This window comes from Allobosea eneae, from assembly GCF_042657265.1.
Taxonomy (GTDB): Bacteria; Pseudomonadota; Alphaproteobacteria; order Rhizobiales; family Beijerinckiaceae; genus Allobosea; species Allobosea eneae.
This window is the reverse complement of sequence record NZ_JBHSLW010000010.1, coordinates 325398-340818: the sequence shown is the minus strand read 5'-3', so window position 1 is coordinate 340818 and position 15421 is coordinate 325398. Positions and strand designations below refer to the sequence as shown.

Sequence of the window (15421 nt, the reverse complement as noted above, 5' to 3'; positions counted from 1 at the left end):
CATTCCGGAACTTCTTTCGGAAAGGCTCAGGCATGGGTCCCGGATCTCCGCTTCGCTTCGTCCGGGACGACCCGCGAGGGTAGGATAGGGCGAAGCGCAACGAACTTTCGGGGACAGTGCCCAACGGGGATTGACCTTCACCAGCAACCTGTCGAGAAGGGGCCGTTTGCGAATTCGACACGAGCCGCGCCAACGCCTGCAAACGGCGAAGGCTGGCGCGCGCTGGCCCCGGAGACCAAGACCATGCCCAATCTCTACATGCCGGTCGACCGGGACACCATCGCGCTCGAAGCGGCCAAGATGCTGCTGGAGATCAAGGCAGTTCACTTCTACCAGGACAAGCCCTTCATCTTCACCTCCGGCTGGGCGAGCCCGGTCTATATCGACTGCCGCAAGATCATTTCCTTCCCGCGGCTGCGCTCCTCGCTGATCGACTTCGCCGCGACGACGATCGTGCGCGACATCGGTTATGAATCGATCGACATCGTCGCCGGTGGCGAGACCGCCGGCATCCCCTTCGCCGCCTGGATCTCCGATCGCCTGTCGCTGCCGATGCAATATGTTCGCAAGAAGCCCAAGGGCTTCGGCCGCAATGCCCAGATCGAGGGCGAGGTCGTCGAGGGCGCGCGCACGCTGCTGGTCGAGGATCTCGCCACCGATGGCGGCAGCAAGGTCAATTTCTGCAAGGCGCTGCGCGATGCCGGCGCCAAGGTCGATCACTGCTTCGTGCTGTTCTACTACGACATCTTCCCGCAAGGGCGCGAGATGATGAAGGAGATCGGCGTCGGCCTGCACTACCTCACCACCTGGTGGGACGTGCTCAAGGTCGCCAAGGCGAGCGGGCATTTCGAGCCAAAGGTGCTGGATGAGGTCGAGAGCTTCCTCAACGAGCCGGCCAAATGGTCGGCCGCGCATGGCGGCATCTCGGACTTCAACCAGGCCAAGACCGGCTGAGACGGGATCTGGTCAGGGCGGTGGGCCGACAAGCCCGCCGCTTCAGAATTTCGGGGGTCGCCGCTCGAAAAAGGCGGTGATGCCTTCTCGGAAATCGGCCGCGCCGGCATTGGCGACGAAGGCCTTCTTCTCCAGGTCGAGCTGCGCGTCGAACGTGCCGTGCGCAGCGGCCTGGACCAGCGCCTTGCTCGCTCCTTGCGCGCCGACGCTGCCGTGAGCGAGCTTGTCTGCCATCGCCCGTGCCGTCGCCATCAGCTCGCCATGCGGCACGATACGGTTGACGAGGCCGAGCTGGAGCGCGGTTTGCGTATTGATCGCCTCGTTGAGCAGCACGAACGCCAGTGCCCGGCGCGGGCCGAGCAATTGCGTCAGCGTCCAGGTGGTGCCGCCATCGGGGCTGGTGCCGAGCTTGGTGTAGGCCGAGAGGAAGCTGACATCCTCTGCCGCCACCACGAGGTCGCAGGCGAGCGCCAGGCCGACACCACCGCCCGCGACCGGCCCCTGTACCGCGGCGATCACCGGCTGTGGCATCGCCTTGATCAGCCGCATCAGCGTGTGGAAGCGGTCGATCAGCTTCGTTGCTGTCTGCGGCGCGCCAGGCAGATCGGCCTGAAAGCGGGCGAGATCGCCGCCTGCCATGAAGGAGCGGCCGGCCCCGGCGAGGATGACGGCCCGGATCGTCTGATCCGCCGCGAGCCCCGAGAAGGCCGCGACCAGCGCATCGGCCATCGCCTCATCGAGGACGTTCAGCACCTTGGGACGGTTCATGGTGACGGTCAGGATCGGGCCCTGCCGCTGTGTGATCACCACCTCGCCTGCCGGATCGCTCATCGTCTCGCCCTCATCCCATCTGCGCCACCAGCCTCAGCCCGGCGCCCTCGTATCGTCGATGACCTTGCCGTCATTGGGCAATGTCCCTCGTGCCACCAGCTCGACCGTGCCGCTCAGCTTGAAGACATCACGCACAGAGGCCTTCACCGCTTCGGCCAGCCCTGCCCCCGGCGCGTTTGCCTCGGCTCTCAAGCACATCGCATCGGCCTCGCCGACGCGCGTCACCACCAGCCGGCAGCGGTCGAGCTCCGGGTGCCGCGCGGCGACCGCAGCGACCTGCTCGGGGCGCACGAACATGCCCTTGACCTTGGCCGACTGGTCGGCCCGGCCGAGCCAGCCGCGGATGCGCTGGTTGGTGCGCCCGCAGAGCGATGGTCCCGGCAGCGCCGCAGTGAGATCGCCGACGGCGAAGCGGATCAGCGGTTTCTTCGGATCGAGGATGGTGACGGTGATCTCGCCGAGCTCGCCTTCCGCCACCGGCTGGCCGGTGCCGGGCCGCAGGATCTCGACGATGATGTCCTCGTTGAGGACGAGCCCGTCACGGGCCGGCGTCTCATAGGCGATGATGCCGCATTCGGCGGTGGCATAGCACTGGTAGGCATCGATGCCGCGCGCGCGGAACTCGGCCTGCAGCGAGGGCGGAAAGGCCGCACCTGACACCACCGCCCGTTTCAGGCTGGACAGGTCGCGCCCGCGCGCCGCGCCGAGATCGAGCAGGATTTTCAGGAAGTCCGGCACGCCGGCATAGAGCGTCGGCCGATAGGCCGCGATCAGGTCGAGCTGCGCATCGCTGTTGCCGGGCCCGGCCGGGATCACGGCGCAGCCGAGCACGCGCGCGCCGGCATCGAAGCACCAGGCGCCGGGCGTCAGGTGATAGGAAAAAGTATTGAGCACGATGTCGCGCCAGCCGGCGCCGGTGGCGGCAAGTGCCCGTGCGACGCGCCAGGGATCGTCGTCATGGCCCTCGGGCTCGAAGATCGGCCCCGGCGACATCATCAACCGGCGATAGTCGCTCGGGCGGCCGGGCATCAGCCCACCGAAGGGCGGCTTTGCGCGCTGGGCTGCCGGCAGGTCCGACTTGCGCAGGACCGGCAAGCGGGCGAGCGCCGCCCGATCGGTCACCGCCTCGGGGTCGACGTCGCGCAGATGCTTCCGCCAGGCCGGCAACCGCTTCGCCGCCGCCAACACCAACGGCAGCCGCCGAAATAGATCGGCCTCGCGGCGCGCAGGCGCGCGCGTCTCCAGCCGGTCGTAATGCCTACCCATCGCGTCGCCTCAGGCCAGCCAGCGCTTGCGGCGCCGGTAGTGCTTGACCGCGTGGTAATCGACCTTCTGGTGGCCGCCGAGATAGGCGTCGGCGACGTCGGGATTGGCACTGAGAACCGCCGCCTCGCCGCTCATCAGGATGCGGCCGTTCTCGATCAGATAGCCGTAATGGGCGATCTCCAGCGCTGCTGTGGCGTTCTGTTCGACCAGCAGCACGGCGACGCCGTCGCGCGCGTTGACGTTGCGGACGATGTCGAAGATCTCGTCGACGAGGAAGGGTGCGAGACCAAGGCTCGGCTCGTCGAGCATCAGCAGGCGCGGCTCGGTCATCAGGGCCCGGGCGATCGCCAGCATCTGCTGCTCGCCGCCGGAGAGATAGCCGGCCTCGGCCTTGGCCCGCTGCGCAAGGCGCGGGAAGGTCTCGAACATCCGGTCGATCAGCGCCGTGACATGGCCGCGCTCGCGATGCATGGTCGCCGCCGCGATCAGGTTCTCCTTCGGCGTCAGATGGCCGAACACACGCCGCCCTTCCAGCACATGCACGATGCCGAGGCGGACGCGATCGGGCGGATCGACCGACAGGATCGAGCGGCCGTCGAAGCTGATCTCGCCGCGCGTGACGGCGCCGCGCTCGGGCTTGAGCAGGCCCGAGATCGACTTCAATACCGTGCTCTTGCCGGCGCCGTTGGCGCCGAGCACGGCGACGAGCCCCTTCTCAGGCACCTCGATCGAGACGCCGCGCACCGCGAGGAAGACCTGATCGTAGACGATCTCGATATTGTTCAGCGCCAGCAGCGTCATCGGCCTGATCCGATAATGGCGGGCGGAGCGTCAGACACGCGCCGCCCGGACCTCGTCATTTCCCGGACTTCTTGAACTCTTCCGAGTTCTTGCGGATTTCCTCCCAGACCACATCCTGGTTGGCCGAGTACCAGTCGGTGATCGGCACGAACTTGGCGCCGTCCCAGCGCGCGATCCGGCCCATGCCGCCGCCCTGGTGGTCGTCCCTGGTGATCGTGGTCGGCGGCAGCAGGCCGTCGGCGGTGAAGTTGGTGATCGAGCGCAGGCCCTCGTTGAGCCAGGGGCCGGTGACCGGCCCGTTCGGCGCCTTCTCGGCCGCGTTGCGCACGCCCTCGACCATCAGCGTCGCCATCTGGACACCGTAATTGTAGTAGGCCGTGCCGACCTTGTTCTCGGGGCCGGCGCCTTTGCCCTTGCCGACGACGTCGGCGAGGATGTCCTTGATCACCTTGGGCTCGCGGCCGCCGACGCAGGGCTCGACTTTCATCACGCCCTTGGCCGCCTCGCGCCCGACCACGTCCATGTCGGATTCGGACAGCCAGACGCTGCCGGAGACCCGGTCCATCGGCAGGCCGTTGCGGATCGCCTCGGTCAGCGCCACGGTCTGGCCGACGCCGGCGCCCCAGAAGATCACGAAATCGGGCCTGGCCCGGCGCACCTGCGGCCAGATCGCCGACTGGTCGTTGCCCGGCGGCGTATAGGGGAAGGCCGCGAGCTCATAGCCCTCCTTCTTGGCAAGCACGTTGAGGATCGGCAGCGGCTCTTTGCCGAAGGGCGTGTCGATGTGGACGAAGACGATCTTCTTGCCCTTGAGGCTGCCCTTCTCGGTCTTCTTGAACTGCTCGATGATCAGGCCGGCCTGGGTCCAGTAGTTGATCGAGAGCGGCAGCACGTAAGGAAAGGCGCTGCCATCGGCCGCGTCGCTGCGGCCGGAATAGGCGGTGATCATGTTGATCTTGTCCTCGAGCGCGCGCGGCACCAGAGCCCGCGCCACCGGGGTCGAGAGCGGGTCGATCAGCACGGCGCCCTCGCGCTTGCCGCGCTCATAGGCTTCGATGGCGCGCGGCAGGTCGTTGGCATGGTCGGTGATATCCGCGATGATCTTGTAGCCACTGACGCCGCCGCGATCATTGACCAGGGTGAAGTAGTCGCGCTGGCCCTGGTTATACTCCGAGGTCACGAAGGTGTAGATGCGGGTGAAGTCCTGCGGCAGCGAGAAGCGGACGATCTTCTCCTGGGCGAAGACCTGCACCGGCAGGGCGAGCGGCGCGGCCAGCACGGCCGAGCCGGCGATGAACGAACGGCGATCGAGCGACATCCTGTTTCCTCCAGCCCTGTCGTTGATTGAGGCACCGTCACCGCTGGGCATGGCGGAACGGCCAGACGAGCAAGTAGTTGCGGAAATTGGCGTAGATCTTGGCGAGCCCGAGCGGCTCGTAGAGCAGGAAGCCGATGACCAGCGCGCCATAGGCCATCAGCGGCAGATGGGCGCGCAGGTCGATCGGCAAGGACCAGCCGAAGGTGCCGGCGGCGGCGCCGAGCAGGTTGTTGAGTAGGATCGGCGCGAACAGGATCAGCGCCGTGCCGAAGAACGGGCCGAGCACGCTGCCGAGCCCGCCGACGATGATCATCGCCAGGATCTGGATCGAGAGCTCGATATGGAACTGATCGGGCGAGATCGCGCGCAGATAGGTCACCGCCAGCACCGAGCCGACGACGCCGCCGATGAAGGACGAGACCCAGAAGGCGAGCAGCTTGTAGCGAAAGGTCGAGATGCCGAGGATCTGGGCGGCGTAATCCTTCTCGCGCAGCGCCGCCAGCGCCCGGCCGAAGCTGGTGCGCCGGACATTCAGCATGAACAGCGTAATGACGAAGCAGACGCCGAAAGCGAGGTAATAGGTCGGCAGGTCGCCCTGCAGGGGTATGCTGAGGAAGCTGACCGGCGGCACCTGCAAGGTCGCGAGCGAGCCGCCACTGATCACAGAGGAATGCGAGATGACGAAGTCGACGACGTACTGCATGGCGAGCGTCGCCATCGCCAGATAGATGCCCTTCATGCGCAGGGCCGCGCCGCCGAACATCGTGCCGATGGTGGCGCTGAGCAGGCCGCCGGCGATCATCGCGATCTCGAGCGGCACGCCGAGACGCACCAGATGGACCGAGCCATAGGCGCCGATGCCCATCACCGCGCCATAGCCGAGATGGATCTGGCCGGACCAGCCCATCAGCAGGTTGAGGCCGAGCGCGGCCGAGGTCCAGATCAGCCAGGGCAGCAGGTAGCCGGAGACATAGAGCCGGTCGAAGATGAACGGCGCGACCAGGAGGATGGCGATGACCGCGATGATCAGCCCACGGTCGAAGCCGAGCGGAAAGAGCTGGCGCTCGTCCTGATAGCGCGTGTGGCGGATGCCGGCGCGACGATAGAACACGGCGTCAGACCCTCTCGATATGATGGCGGCCGAACAGGCCGTGCGGCTTGAGCAGGAGCGTCACCAGGATGATCACGGCGGCGACAACGTCACGCGAGCCGCCGCCGACCAGCGGGTCGAGTACGCCGGTGGCGAGGCTCTCGGCGACGCCGACGATGACGCCGGCGACGAGCACGCCCGGGATCGAGTCGAGCCCGCCGAGGATGGCGATGGCGAGCGCCTTGATCAGCAGCAGCGACAGCGACCAGTCGATGCCCTGGGTGCTGCCCCAGAGCACGCCGGCGGCGGTGGCGGAGACGGCGGCGAGGCCCCAGGCGACGGCGATCGCGCGCTCGACCCTGATGCCCACCGACCAGGACGCGGTCTGGTCGTCGGCGACGGCGCGCATCACCACGCCGAAGCGCGAGTTGAAGAAGAAGAGCGAGAGCAGGATCAGCAGCAGCGAGATCGAGCCGCCGATCATCGTCGAGCGATTGAGCAGGAGCTCGCCGACGAAGAGCGGCTGCTGCGGCATGCCGATGTCGAGACGCTTCACAGCCGCGCCGAAGATGCCCGGCAGCAGGCCACGCAGCATGATCTCGACGCCGAGCGTCAGCATGATCGTCATGATCACCGGCTGGCCGATCATCCGGCGCAGCGCGACGCGCTCCATCAAGAGGCCGAAGCCGAACATGCCGATAAGCGCGGCCGGGATCGCCAGCCACATCGGCAGGCCGACCAGCGTCGCGAGCGCCCAGGTGACGTAGCCGCCGGTCATGGCGATCGCGCCCTGGGCGAGATTGGCGGTGCCGGAGGTCTTGTAGATCAGCACGATGCCGAGCGAGACCAGCGCGTACATCAGGCCGACGAAGACGCCGTTGGTCGACAGTTCCGCGAGCAGGATCCAGTCCATCAGGCGAGGACCTCACTGATCTTGAGCGTCCGTCGGATCACGCCGCGCTCCCCGTTCTCATAGGCGATGGTGGCGTCGAACTCGGTCTCGGTTGCGCCGCTATAGAGCGCCTCGATCAGCGTGGCGTAGGTGGTCTCGATGGTGTTGCGGCGCAGCTTGCGGGTGCGGGTGATCTCTCCGTCGTCGGCGTCGAAATCCTTGTGCAGATTGGAGAAGCGCCGCACACGCAGGCCATCCGGCTGCGTGCCGTTGACGTGCTTGACCACCTGCCCGATCAGCGCCTGCACCTCGGGCTTCTGCGAGAGCTCCGCATAGGAGGTGTAGGAGATGCCGCGCTCCTCGGCCCAGTGGCCGACCGCGTCGAAATCGATGCAGACGATCGCGGTGAGCTGGTCACGCCCGGCGCCGATCACCGCGACATTGCGGATATAGGGGCTGAACTTCAGCCGGTTCTCGATGAAGTTCGGGATGTAGCGCTCGCCCGAGGCGGTGCGCACGACTTCGCTGACGCGGCCGAGCACGACGAGCTGGCCATCCTCGTCGATGCGCCCGGCATCGCCGGTGTGCAGCCAGCCGTCGGCCAGCGCCTTGGCGCTGCTTTCCGGGTCGTCATAGTAGCCATCGACCACCGACGAGGAGCGCACCAGGATTTCGCCGCTGTCGTCGATGCGGATCTCGCTGCCTACCATCGGCTTGCCGACCGTGTGCAGCTTGACCTGCCCTTCGGTCTGCGCCGCCGTCAGCGCGCAGGTCTCGGTCTGGCCGTAGAACTGCTTCAGCTTGATGCCGAGCGCCCGGAAGAACAGGAAGGTGTCCTCGCCCAGCGCCTCGCCGCCGGTGAAGGCGCGCTCGGCCCGCCCCAGCCCGAGATGGTCGCGCAGCGGCGCATAAACCAGCACGTTGCCGACCGTATCGAGCAGCTTCTCCCTCAGCGTCAGCGAACCGCCGGACAGGCGCTTGCGCTCGTAGGCGACGGCGCGCTCCATTACCGTCTCGAACAGCCAGCGCTTGAACGGCGTCGAGTTCTTCATGCCGACCTGGACGCGGGTCAGCATCTGGTCCCAGGCGCGCGGCGCGGCGAGATAGAAGGTCGGCGAGACCTCGCGCAGGTCGCGCATCACCGTCTCCTGCCGCTCGGGGATGTTGATCGTGGCCGCCATCATCATGCCGGCGCCAAGCGTGAAGACGAAATCGCCGACCCAGGCGGTGGGCAGATAGGCGTAGAGTTCCTCGTGCTTGTGGAAATAGCCGCTGGCGCCGGCATTGAGCAGGCCGCCGGTAACGTTGCGATGGCGCAGCGGGATGCCTTTGGGCAGGCCGGTCGTGCCGGAGGAGTGCAGCAGCACCGAGATGTCATCGGCCTGTGGCCCCTGGACGAAGCGAGCCAGGAGTTCCGGCTCGCGCGCCAATCGCTCTCGACCCTTTTTCACGAGCTCATCGAGCGACATCAGCCCGGGCTGATCGTAGTCGTCGAGGCCGCGCTCGTCGTCGTAGAGAATGGTGGCGACGCGCCCGGTTGCATCGCGAAGCTGCAGCAGCTTGTCGACCTGCTCCTGATCCTCGGCGATGCCGACCGGTGGCGCACCATGCCGGGTCGCGACGATCAGCTCCTCCAGTGGCACGTCGGGAAACACCGGCGACGGAAAGGCCCGCAGCATGTTGGCGGCAAGCATGGCGTAGTAGAGCCGCGGGCGGTTGTCGCCGATCACGGTCATCGCGGCACCGGCGACCAGCCCAGCCTCTTCGAGCCCGGCCGCCATGGCGGCGATCTCGTCGAAGACCGCGCGCCAGTCCTGTTCCTGCCAGATGCCATAACGCCGCTCGCGGAAGGCGACCCGGTCGCCGAACTCAGCAGCGTTACGGGCGAGCGCCGCGATCAGCGTCGCCGGCTCGCCATTGGCGGCGACCGGCCAGTGGGTGCTCTCCCCGATTTTGCCGAGTGCCGCCGTCATGCCGTGCTCCCGGCCTGGTGGCGCCTGGCGGCGCGCTCGCCGAGATAGGCGCTGACCACGCTCGGATGCGATATCGCCGCCTGCGGCTCGCCCTCCGAGATCACCTCACCATAGCTCAGCACGACGACGCGGTCGCAGATCGAGGTCACCACGTCCATGTGGTGCTCGATGATCAGGGTGGTGACGCCGCGCGCCTCGCTCGCATCGAGAATGAAGCGGGCGATGTATTCCTTCTCCTCCTGGTTCATGCCGGCCATGGGCTCGTCCAGGATCAGGAGGCGCGGTCCGGCGACGAGGGCGCGTGCCAGTTCGACGCGCTTCTGCAGGCCGAGCGGGATGACCTCGACCGGTTCGTCGCGGATGTCCTGGAGTTGCATGAACTCGATCATCTCTTCGACGACGCGCCGGTGCGCCAGTTCCTCGCGCTCGGCCCACCACCAGTAGAACAGCGCCCCAAGCGCGCTCGGCTTCATATGGGTGTGGCGGCCGATCAGGATGTTGTCGAGGACGCTCATGCCCTTGAATAGGGCCAGATTCTGGAAGGTGCGGGCGACACCGCGGGCGGCGACGCGGTGCGGCTTCAGCGCCGTGATGTCCTCGCCGAACAGGCTGACCTTTCCGGCATTGGGCGGATAGAAGCCGGTGATCACGTTGACCATGGTGGTCTTGCCCGAGCCGTTCGGACCGACGAGCCCGAGGATCTCGCCCTGGCGGACGTCGAGCGAGACGCCCTTCAGCGCGCGCAGGCCGCCGAAGTCGCGCTCGATGCCGGTGCAGGAGAGCGCGACGGGCGCGCCTGCGGCGCTCGCGGCGTGGCGGTACTGAACCTCATTCATCCGAGGCGCCCGGACCGGCGGCCGGAAGGCCGCGCGCGACGACCCCAAGCGCGACATCTGCGGGCACCCGGCGCACACAAGACGCGGCCGCGCGAACGGCGTTGACTCCCACGGCATCCTCCCCGGCTGCGCTGGCTTGTTGGCTCGATATGCGTCAGCTCGATAAAGCTAATGAATAGAATTCATCTTGTGCTGTCAACTCTTTTGCCTCCTCGCTTCGATGCCAGTGGCAGCTGTGATTTTCTGCACAACGGTATTCGCGACGGCTCAAGCCCCACTCAGAACCATATGCGTCGCCAGCGCGCTGGAAGTACCCTCAATGAACTGCGCTCAGCCCGAATGAGCAATCAATCCTCGACATGAGAGGCGCGCCGCGTCGGCCAGCACCGCCTCGTATTCATCCGCCAGCCGCCGACAAAGATCGCCCGTAGCGGGCAGGTCATCGATCGCGCCGACGCCCTGCCCGGCCGCCCAGATATCGCGCCATGCCTTGGCGTCCGTCGTGCCGAAATCCAGGCTCGCCGGCTTGTTGAAATCGTCGGGATCTCGGCCGGCCGCCAGAATGCTCGGCCGCAGGAAATTGCCGTGCACGCCGCTGATCGCTGGGGTGTAGACGATATCGGCAGCAGAGGCGCCGAGCAGCATGTCGCGCAGCGCTTGCGGCGCCATGCTCTCTTGGGTCGCCATGAAGCGGGTACCGAGATAGGCCAGATCGGCGCCTGCCATCCGGGCGGCTGCGACCTGCGCGCCAGTGCTCAGCGCGCCACCGAGCACCAGCGTCCCGTCGAAAATCCGGCGGATATCCGCGAGGGCCGCGAAAGGGTTGAGTGGCCCGGCATGCCCGCCGGCGCCGGCCGAGACGGCGATCAGCCCGTCGACGCCGGCTTCGGCCGCCTTGGCGGCGAAAGCAAGCGTCGTCACATCGTGAAAGACAAGTCCGCCATAGCCTTGCACTGCCTTGATCAGATCGCGGTTGAGGCCGAGCGAGGTGATCACCAGCGGCACCTTGCGCTCGACGACGGCGGCGAGATCAGCATCGAGCCGCGGATTGCTGCGATGGACCACCAGGTTAACGCCGAACGGCGCAGCCTTGTCCGCACCATCCAGCCGCCCGGAGATCTCGTCGAGCCAATCGGCGAAACCCGCCGTTGTTCGCTGGTTGAGCGCCGGAAAGCTGCCGACGACGCCATTGCGGCAGCAGGAGACAACGAGATCCGGCCCCGAGATCAGGAACATCGGCGCAGCGATGACCGGAATGCGCAAGCGCCCGGCAAAGGCGGCAGGCAATGGCAATGACCCCTCCCCTAAAGAACTCATGCTCACCGGGACGGGCAGCCATCCCACAAAGCTGACCTTGCGGCCGAGCCCTTGCCTGGCGCGCGCCGATGATGAATGCTATTTATTAGTGACAACACGCCCCGGCGTGCCGCCGGCCGGCCAGAGCAAGACATGGCCCACCGCTTCGCCTCAGCAAGGATCATCGATGCCGCCCCGCACTGCCCTGAAGCGCCAGGTCAACCGGCTCCCGCCCGAGCGGCGCATCTCCGACATCATGGCCGCGGCCAAGGAGGTCTTCGTCGAGAAAGGCTATAACGACGCGCTGATCACCGACATCGCGCTGCGCGCCGGCGTGGTCGAGGGCAGCATCTACCGCTTCTTCGCCAACAAGCGCGAATTGCTGGTCAAGGTCGTCGAGCACTGGTTCGAGGAGATGCTGCGCGACGATGCCGAGCAGTTCGCCGCGGTGCGCGGCAGCTGGAACCAGATCCGCTTCATCGTCTACACCCACCTCACCTCGATCCATCGCGATCCGGCGCTGTCGCGCCTGATGTTCCAGGAGATCCGGCCGGCGCCCGACTATCGCGGCTCGCATCTGTTCGAACTCAACCGCGCCTACACAAATCGCCTTGTCGACGTGATAAAAGCCGGCATCGCTGCCGGTGATCTGCGGCCCGAAACCTCGCCTAACCTGGTGCGCGATCTCGTCTTCGGCTGCATCGAGCATCGTACCTGGGCCTTCCTGCGCGGCGAAGGCGATTTCGACCCGGCCGAGATAGCTGACGCGATCACCAATCTGGTCCACCACGGCCTGGCCGTCGGCAGCGAGGCGGCTTCCCCGATGGAGAGCGTGGTCGCCCGGCTGGAGACGGCGACGGCCCGGCTGGAAGCAGCGGCCGGGATCGCTCCGGCGAAGCCCTCTTCTCGACGCAGTTGAAAACTCAGCCCTCATCCTGAGGAGCGCTCCGACGGAGCGCGTCTCGAAGGATGCTCCAGGAGGCTCCGAAAACAGCTGGAGCATCCTTCGAGACGCCGCTACGCGGCTCCTCAGGATGAGGGCTGTGGTCATGGACCGCTGCTGCCCGGGCCCCCGAAGAAGGCCGGCCGCGGGATCGTCCAGGTCTCGCCCCAGAGCTGCGCTCCGCCGGCGACGTGGAGCACCTCGCCGGTGACATAGGCCGCCGCCGGCCCGCAGAGATAGGCGCAGGCCTCCGCCACCTCCCAGGTCGTCGCGGTGCGCATCATCGGGTTGGAACGCGGATAGGCCGAGACCTGCGCGGAATCGTAGACGCGCCAGCCCGGCGTCTCGACCGCGCCCGGCGCGATGCAGTTCACCCTGATGTCGAGCGGCGCCCATTCCACCGCCAGCGCCTGGGTCAGGCCGACCACGCCAGCGCGGGCCGCAATAGTATGGGCAACGCCGTGCAGGCCCTGGCGAGTCACCACCACGATCGAGACGATGCTGCCCGGCCGCTTGGCATCGCGCCAGCGCCGCGCCGCCTCCTGCATCATGTACCAGGTGCCGTTGAGATTGGTGTCGACGACGGCGTTCCAGCCCTTCACCGAGAAATCGATCGCCGCCTGTGGGAACTGGCCGCCGGCGCTGTTGACGAGAATGTCGATGCCCCCGAACTCGGCCGCGATCCAGTCGTGGAGCGCCGCGATCGTTTCGGGATCGCGGACGTTCACCGTCCTGCCTGCCGCCTTCAGCCCGGCGGCGCGCATCGCCTGCACCGCCGCCTCCAGCCTGCCCTCGTCACGCCCGGCGATGATCACCTGCGCGCCGAGCCGGCCGAGCAGCCAGGCGGTGGCGCGACCGATACCGCCGGCGCCACCGGAGATGAGGACGGTTTTGCCGGCGAAGGCCTCCGGCCCGTAGACCGTCGGCAGCACGGCGAGATCGGCGTCGTCCAGCCCGAGTTCGCGGGGCTCGGCCTCAGCCATGACGGTCCATCCCCTTCAGCAATTCACCGGCGATGATCATCTTGCGGACTTCGGTGGTGCCGGCGCCGATCTCGAGCAGCTTGGTGCTGCGGAAGAGACGGTTGATCTCCGATTCCCAGATATAGCCGGTGCCGCCATGGACCTGCACCGCCTTGTCGAGGACATCGTGGCAGGCCTGCGCCGCATACATCACCGAGGCCGCGGTCAGGCGATGGATGTCGCCGCGCCCGCCGCCGCCGACTTCGAGCGGCGCCGCCTCGGCCAAGGTGCGATAGGTGAAGCTGCGCATGGTCTCAACCAGCACATACATCTCGGCCAGCATGGACTGGACCATCTGGAAGGCGCCGATCGGCTTGCCGAACTGCTTGCGCGTCCTGGCATAGTCGATCGAGAGGTCCAGCGCGCGCTCGGCGACACCCAGGCAGAGCGGCGAGATCATCGCCCGCTCGAGATCGAGCCCGCTCATCACGATCGCGACGCCCTGGTTCTCGGCGCCGACGAGGTTGGCGGCCGGCACACGGCAATCCTCGAACAGCAGTTCCGCCGTCTGACTGCCGCGATAGCCCATCTTCACCAGCTTCTGCGCCACCTTGAAGCCGGGAAAACCCTTCTCGACGATGAAGGCGGAGATGCCGTGGGCGCCGCGCTCCTTGTCGGTCTTGGCATAGACCAGCAGCACGTCGGCGACCGGGCCGTTGGTGATGTAGATCTTGCTGCCGTTGAGGACGTAATGGTCGCCGTCGCGGCGCGCCGTGGTGCGCATCGAACCGAGCGCGTCCGACCCTGCCCCCGGCTCGGTCAGGCCGAGCGCACCGATCGTCCTACCCGAGCAGAGATCGGGCAGGTATCTGCGGCGCTGCTCCTCGTTGCCGTTGCGATAGATGTTGTTGGCGCAGAGGTTGTCGTGGGCGACGACCGAGAGCGCCATGGCATGGTTCCAGCGGCTGAAGCCCTGCAGGACCAGCCCGGCCTGAAGCAGGTCGAGCCCCGCCCCGCCATATTGCTCGGGGATCGTCGCGCCCAAGAAGCCGTTGGCGCCGATCTGGCGGAAAGCCTCGTCCGGCCACCACTCCTCGTCGTCCATGCGCCGCGACAGCGGATAGAGCTCGGCGCGTGCATAGCGGTCGGCGCCGTCGAGGATGGCGCTCTGCTCCTCGTCGAGGCCGAAGGCGTTGGCGCGGTTGCTACCGGTCACGGCATTCACGTCGATCTCCTCCCCTGCCTCGTCACGCAGCGGTGCGGGCATCGCGCCATTCGGCCGTCGATCTTATTGAGCCTATTTCATCAGCGCCAAACCGAGCTGTCAATGCAGGCTGGATACCAAGGGGTCGAATAATCCGTTTGCGCAATTGCCTGCACGATTCAGGTACGGAACGACTATTGACACAGCAAATGAATTCAAATCATTTATTTAGCGAAGGCTCCTTCAGCGAGCCGCGCAGGGACGGAACCCGTGGGCGAAGAGGTCATCACCCGACGCGAGGGCTCGGCGCTGGTCGTCACGATCAATCGCGAGAGCCGCCGCAACGCTCTGAACGAGGCGGTCGCCGAGGGGATCGTTGCCGCGCTCGACCGGGCCGAGGCCGATTCCGAGGTGCGCGCGGTCATCCTGACCGGCGCGGGCGACAAGGCCTTCTGCGCCGGCGGCGACCTCAAGCCGAACGCGGACGGAACGCCCTTCACCATCGAGGCGGCCGATCCCCGCCACTACGTCGCCGCCCTGCTGCGCCGGATGGATGCCTGCCGGCTGCCGCTGGTGGCGCGGGTCAACGGCCATGCGCTGGCCGGCGGCTTCGGCCTGATCTGCGCCTGCGATCTGGTGGTGGCGCGCGACGACGCCCTGCTGGGGGTGACCGAGGTCAAGGTCGGGCTCTTCCCGATGATGATCCTGCCCTATCTGATGCGGGTCCTGCCCTATCGCCGGCTGATGGAGCTCTGCCTGACCGGCGAGACCATCAAGGCGGGAGATCTCGAGGCCGGCGCGATCGTCAACTACGCCGTGCCGGCTGCTGAGCTCGACGCCAAGACCGCGTGGCTGGTCGGCCGCCTCGTCGACAAGTCGCCGACCGGCATCCGCCTCGGCAAGCAGAGCCTCGCCAAGATCAGGGAGATGTCGACCGACGCGGCGCTCGAATACGCCCAGTTCATGCTGGCGAACATGGCCCGCACCGAGGATGCGCGCGAGGGCTTTGCCGCCTTCGCCGAAAAGCGCCCGCCGGCCTGGACCGGGCGGTGAGC

14 protein-coding genes are annotated in these 15421 nt (G+C 67.0%); 3 read left to right on the top strand and 11 right to left on the bottom strand.

Annotated features, from left to right (window positions below; genetic code table 11):
- The first annotated feature begins 243 nt into the window (after positions 1 to 243).
- Positions 244 to 954 (top strand): orotate phosphoribosyltransferase, encoded by a 711-nt coding sequence (locus ACFPOB_RS09890; RefSeq protein ID WP_377797903.1) that lies wholly within the window; start codon positions 244 to 246, stop codon positions 952 to 954.
- A 42-nt stretch (positions 955 to 996) separates the two neighbouring features.
- Here the strand turns inward: ACFPOB_RS09890 and ACFPOB_RS09885 are convergent, their stop codons facing one another.
- The 9 genes from ACFPOB_RS09885 to ACFPOB_RS09845 all read right to left on the bottom strand — a co-directional run bounded on the left by ACFPOB_RS09885 (position 997) and on the right by ACFPOB_RS09845 (position 11254).
- Complete coding sequence (locus tag ACFPOB_RS09885) at positions 997 to 1785, bottom strand: enoyl-CoA hydratase/isomerase family protein (RefSeq protein ID WP_377797902.1); 789 nt, start codon at positions 1783 to 1785, stop codon at positions 997 to 999.
- Between the two features lie 33 nt (positions 1786 to 1818).
- Positions 1819 to 3051 (bottom strand): phenylacetate--CoA ligase family protein, encoded by a 1233-nt coding sequence (locus ACFPOB_RS09880; RefSeq protein WP_377797899.1) that lies wholly within the window; start codon positions 3049 to 3051, stop codon positions 1819 to 1821.
- Between the two features lie 9 nt (positions 3052 to 3060).
- On the bottom strand, positions 3061 to 3852 hold the full coding sequence (locus ACFPOB_RS09875) for an ABC transporter ATP-binding protein (protein ID WP_091830257.1): 792 nt from the start codon (positions 3850 to 3852) through the stop codon (positions 3061 to 3063).
- Between the two features lie 55 nt (positions 3853 to 3907).
- The gene (locus ACFPOB_RS09870; protein ID WP_377797897.1) at positions 3908 to 5170 is read right to left on the bottom strand and encodes an ABC transporter substrate-binding protein; all 1263 of its coding nucleotides are present in this window, start codon (positions 5168 to 5170) and stop codon (positions 3908 to 3910) included.
- 37 nt (positions 5171 to 5207) lie between these two features.
- On the bottom strand, positions 5208 to 6281 hold the full coding sequence (locus tag ACFPOB_RS09865) for a branched-chain amino acid ABC transporter permease (RefSeq protein WP_377797894.1): 1074 nt from the start codon (positions 6279 to 6281) through the stop codon (positions 5208 to 5210).
- A 4-nt stretch (positions 6282 to 6285) separates the two neighbouring features.
- Entirely contained in the window at positions 6286 to 7173 is an 888-nt protein-coding gene (locus ACFPOB_RS09860) for a branched-chain amino acid ABC transporter permease (protein ID WP_377797892.1), read from the bottom strand.
- Positions 7173 to 9125: an AMP-dependent synthetase/ligase gene (locus ACFPOB_RS09855; protein WP_377797891.1), complete on the bottom strand. Its 1953-nt coding sequence runs from the start codon at positions 9123 to 9125 to the stop codon at positions 7173 to 7175. Before ACFPOB_RS09855 ends, ACFPOB_RS09860 begins: the two co-directional genes overlap by 1 nt.
- A complete protein-coding gene (locus ACFPOB_RS09850) occupies positions 9122 to 9961 on the bottom strand; it encodes an ABC transporter ATP-binding protein (RefSeq protein WP_377797889.1) in 840 nt (279 codons plus the stop codon). Before ACFPOB_RS09850 ends, ACFPOB_RS09855 begins: the two co-directional genes overlap by 4 nt.
- 330 nt (positions 9962 to 10291) lie before the next feature.
- Positions 10292 to 11254 carry an NAD(P)H-dependent flavin oxidoreductase gene (locus ACFPOB_RS09845; protein WP_377797887.1) on the bottom strand — a complete coding sequence of 321 codons (963 nt, stop codon included), beginning with the start codon at positions 11252 to 11254 and terminating at the stop codon, positions 10292 to 10294.
- Positions 11255 to 11444: 190 nt separating this feature from the next.
- Between ACFPOB_RS09845 and ACFPOB_RS09840 the strand changes: the two genes are divergently transcribed.
- The gene (locus tag ACFPOB_RS09840; RefSeq protein WP_377797886.1) at positions 11445 to 12176 is read left to right on the top strand and encodes a TetR/AcrR family transcriptional regulator; all 732 of its coding nucleotides are present in this window, start codon (positions 11445 to 11447) and stop codon (positions 12174 to 12176) included.
- 128 nt (positions 12177 to 12304) lie between these two features.
- Here ACFPOB_RS09840 and ACFPOB_RS09835 read toward each other — a convergent pair whose 3' ends face one another.
- Together ACFPOB_RS09835 and ACFPOB_RS09830 are read right to left on the bottom strand one after the other, a co-directional pair.
- Positions 12305 to 13183, bottom strand: a complete 879-nt coding sequence (locus ACFPOB_RS09835; RefSeq protein WP_377797884.1) for an SDR family oxidoreductase — start codon at positions 13181 to 13183, stop codon at positions 12305 to 12307.
- Positions 13176 to 14429: an acyl-CoA dehydrogenase family protein gene (locus tag ACFPOB_RS09830; RefSeq protein ID WP_377797882.1), complete on the bottom strand. Its 1254-nt coding sequence runs from the start codon at positions 14427 to 14429 to the stop codon at positions 13176 to 13178. The genes ACFPOB_RS09835 and ACFPOB_RS09830 overlap by 8 nt, the downstream gene beginning before the upstream one ends.
- A 207-nt stretch (positions 14430 to 14636) precedes the next feature.
- Between ACFPOB_RS09830 and ACFPOB_RS09825 the strand changes: the two genes are divergently transcribed.
- Complete coding sequence (locus tag ACFPOB_RS09825; protein WP_377797879.1) at positions 14637 to 15419, top strand: enoyl-CoA hydratase-related protein; 783 nt, start codon at positions 14637 to 14639, stop codon at positions 15417 to 15419.
- The last annotated feature ends 2 nt before the right edge of the window (positions 15420 to 15421 follow it).

Bases quoted from the DNA above. Each gene is read 5' to 3' on its own strand.
- ACFPOB_RS09840 (WP_377797886.1), top strand. From the start codon at position 11,445: ATGCCGCCCCGCACTGCCCTGAAGCGCCAGGTCAACCGGCTCCCGCCC.
- ACFPOB_RS09890 (WP_377797903.1), top strand. From the start codon at position 244: ATGCCCAATCTCTACATGCCGGTCGACCGGGACACCATCGCGCTCGAA.
- ACFPOB_RS09875 (WP_091830257.1), bottom strand. From the start codon at position 3,852: ATGACGCTGCTGGCGCTGAACAATATCGAGATCGTCTACGATCAGGTC.
- ACFPOB_RS09885 (WP_377797902.1), bottom strand. From the start codon at position 1,785: ATGAGCGATCCGGCAGGCGAGGTGGTGATCACACAGCGGCAGGGCCCG.
- ACFPOB_RS09855 (WP_377797891.1), bottom strand. From the start codon at position 9,125: ATGACGGCGGCACTCGGCAAAATCGGGGAGAGCACCCACTGGCCGGTC.
- ACFPOB_RS09870 (WP_377797897.1), bottom strand. From the start codon at position 5,170: ATGTCGCTCGATCGCCGTTCGTTCATCGCCGGCTCGGCCGTGCTGGCC.
- ACFPOB_RS09860 (WP_377797892.1), bottom strand. From the start codon at position 7,173: ATGGACTGGATCCTGCTCGCGGAACTGTCGACCAACGGCGTCTTCGTC.
- ACFPOB_RS09830 (WP_377797882.1), bottom strand. From the start codon at position 14,429: ATGCCCGCACCGCTGCGTGACGAGGCAGGGGAGGAGATCGACGTGAAT.
- ACFPOB_RS09880 (WP_377797899.1), bottom strand. From the start codon at position 3,051: ATGGGTAGGCATTACGACCGGCTGGAGACGCGCGCGCCTGCGCGCCGC.
- ACFPOB_RS09850 (WP_377797889.1), bottom strand. From the start codon at position 9,961: ATGAATGAGGTTCAGTACCGCCACGCCGCGAGCGCCGCAGGCGCGCCC.
- ACFPOB_RS09835 (WP_377797884.1), bottom strand. From the start codon at position 13,183: ATGGCTGAGGCCGAGCCCCGCGAACTCGGGCTGGACGACGCCGATCTC.